The organism is Roseburia faecis (assembly GCF_001406815.1).
Lineage (GTDB): Bacteria > Bacillota > Clostridia > Lachnospirales > Lachnospiraceae > Roseburia > Roseburia faecis.
This window is the reverse complement of record NZ_CVRR01000050.1, coordinates 1-2,358: the sequence shown is the minus strand read 5'-3', so window position 1 is coordinate 2,358 and position 2,358 is coordinate 1. Positions and strand designations below refer to the sequence as shown.

The following is a 2,358-nucleotide window of genomic DNA, read 5'->3' as shown; positions in this document are numbered from 1 at the left end:
CCATATCCGGTGAGGAGTTATTTTAATTTGGTAACAAAAAATGCCGTATTTATGCGGGCTGTGGCGTTTCGCAAACGCCTAAATAGAATACAAAAATATGAGGAGCTATTAAAGTATCAATATGCAATGGCTATTTCATTACATGATTATGACGATGATAAAGAATTAAAAAGTAAAATGAAAGAAATTCAGAATCATATATATAAATTTGTAGCGTCAAAAAATAGCGATTCTTTAGAAAATGAAATTGCAGAGGTTCAGAAATTGAAAGATGAGATTTATTTGCTTATAAATAGAAAACATCAAGAGGAGTGGAAAAAACAGAAATATGAAGTGACGTTAGAAAAATAATTATACAGCAAATAATTTGTTCAAAAATATCTTGACTCGCTGAAAAGTGTGGTTGTTATAGCAGAGTTAGTAATACAAACAAAGAATGAGCCAGTAGTTGCAAGAATAATGACCAGAGGATATGATCCTGTGAAGGAACTAAGTTAATCCCTGGATTATGGATATGTCAAACGAAGAAAGTAGGAACATAAGATCTCGTTAGACATGAGAGGGGAGATTGACGGTCATAGAAGGAAGAGCATACGCAGGGCTATATAAAACGAAAATACAATGACGTTTTACTTTGCATGCCGTTGGTTTATTTGATTGAGATTAGAGAATAAAAATTTCTTGAAAAATAAGGAAAAAAGACTTGACTATATAGGGAGGAATTAATAATGGAATTATATTTGCCGGATTCTTTTGAGGATGTAAAATTTGAATTAAATGACAAATTGGAAAAAATGATGGAATTTGTCGTTCCAGTACAAGATGCAGAAAAAGAAGTTGCGTTTATTGCAAAAAATATTCGAAATGCTGGGAAATTGCTTTTAATACATGGTATTCCAGGAGTTGGGAAATCAACATTTATTCAGTCGCTGAAATGGAGATCACATATGCCGATTAGAGATGTTGTTAACATTGATGCAACAAAATTTTCGGCGCCCAAATTAGTTCAGATTAATGAAAAAATAAAGGAAGTCATTAAAAATAATAATATTATTGTAAATTCTAATGGTGTATTTACAATTGTTTTAGATTACTTGGAATCAATTCAAGATGAAACTGCTGAAAATAAAAAGGCATTTTTTAGAGATTTAAATGGCATACTTAGGAAAAATCCCATTTTTATAATATGGGCAGTCACTGAAAAACAAGATGTGGATGATATAAAAAAATATTCTCAAGCAGTTTCGGGAACATTATTTTATAGAGGAAAAGAAGTTTTGGATTTTAAAGGTCCAAATAAAGACGAATTTCCATCTATATTAAAGAATACTATTTCAGTAATAAATGCGGGGTATATTTACAGTGATTTTCAACTGACAGATTCTGATTTTATAGAGGTTTTGAATACATTAAAGGGTAAAGAGAGTCTGTTTACATTACGAGATTATATTATTGAAATTAGAGAGTTATGGTTTAAGAAGACAGATAGAGTTGACAAGATACTAAAGAGCATACCTAAGCCAACAGAGGTGTGGTTTATATTTAGTATGCCGGAGGCAGAGCAACTAGTTGCTCAGTTTGTAAGAAAATCCCAAAATATTGAAGAGTGTTGGGATGCATATCATGCAAAATTAGATGAATATATCCACGGAAATCAGAAAGCAGAATTTTGGGACTCCAATCGACTACAATTAGCATTATCTGGTGCATTTAAAACAAAAATAATGTATTTACAAACAAGTGCATTAGTTTCATGTTTAGCATCATATGGAAATACATATGGGGTTAATGAAAAAATAGATTGGGATACATTAACATTTCCTAAGAATTGGAAACAAAAATCAACAGCCAAAAGTTTTTTAGAAAGAACACCTATTTTAAAACAATTGAATGGGGAAAAAATAACTTTGGGGGCAATACGCGGAAATTCAAATAACGCAATAGAAAAGGCTAGAGAAGCATATGAAGAAATAAATAAAGTGGCTTCAGGATATAATTTGGAACATGATGGAAGCGATAAACCTTTTAACAAAACTATAGCTGCAGCTTTGCAAGAACTACGCCCAGATTTAACTATAACTCCAGAAAAACAGCATCCATGGCTAAATAATATATATCCTGATATAACGGTTGAACTTGAAGACAGATTGATATGTTTGGAGTTCCACTATACGAAGAAAAAGGTGCCCTCAGCTATTGCTGATTATGTTTTGAAAAAAATGGATATATATATGAGGCAAGTAGAAAATAAGTACCCAGCACTATTTAAATAATATTGGTGCTAGAATATAAATAGTACAAGCCAAAATGAGAAATTCCAAATACACATAAGCATGATACAATAGAGGCATGCTGAAG

Annotated in this window: 2 protein-coding genes; both read left to right on the top strand. The window is 31.6% G+C overall.

Features of this window, described 5'->3' with window-relative positions; translation table 11 throughout:
• Positions 1–351 (top strand): hypothetical protein (locus M72_RS13240; RefSeq protein WP_206541833.1); only part of this gene is annotated, 351 nt, incomplete at its 5' end.
• A gap of 377 nt (positions 352–728) precedes the next feature.
• Positions 729–2,273, top strand: coding sequence for an ATP-binding protein (locus M72_RS13235; RefSeq protein ID WP_055068558.1), 1,545 nt, complete (start codon positions 729–731; stop codon positions 2,271–2,273).
• Positions 2,274–2,358: the final 85 nt, after the last annotated feature.

Bases quoted from the DNA above. Each gene is read 5' to 3' on its own strand.
- M72_RS13235 (WP_055068558.1), top strand. From the start codon at position 729: ATGGAATTATATTTGCCGGATTCTTTTGAGGATGTAAAATTTGAATTA.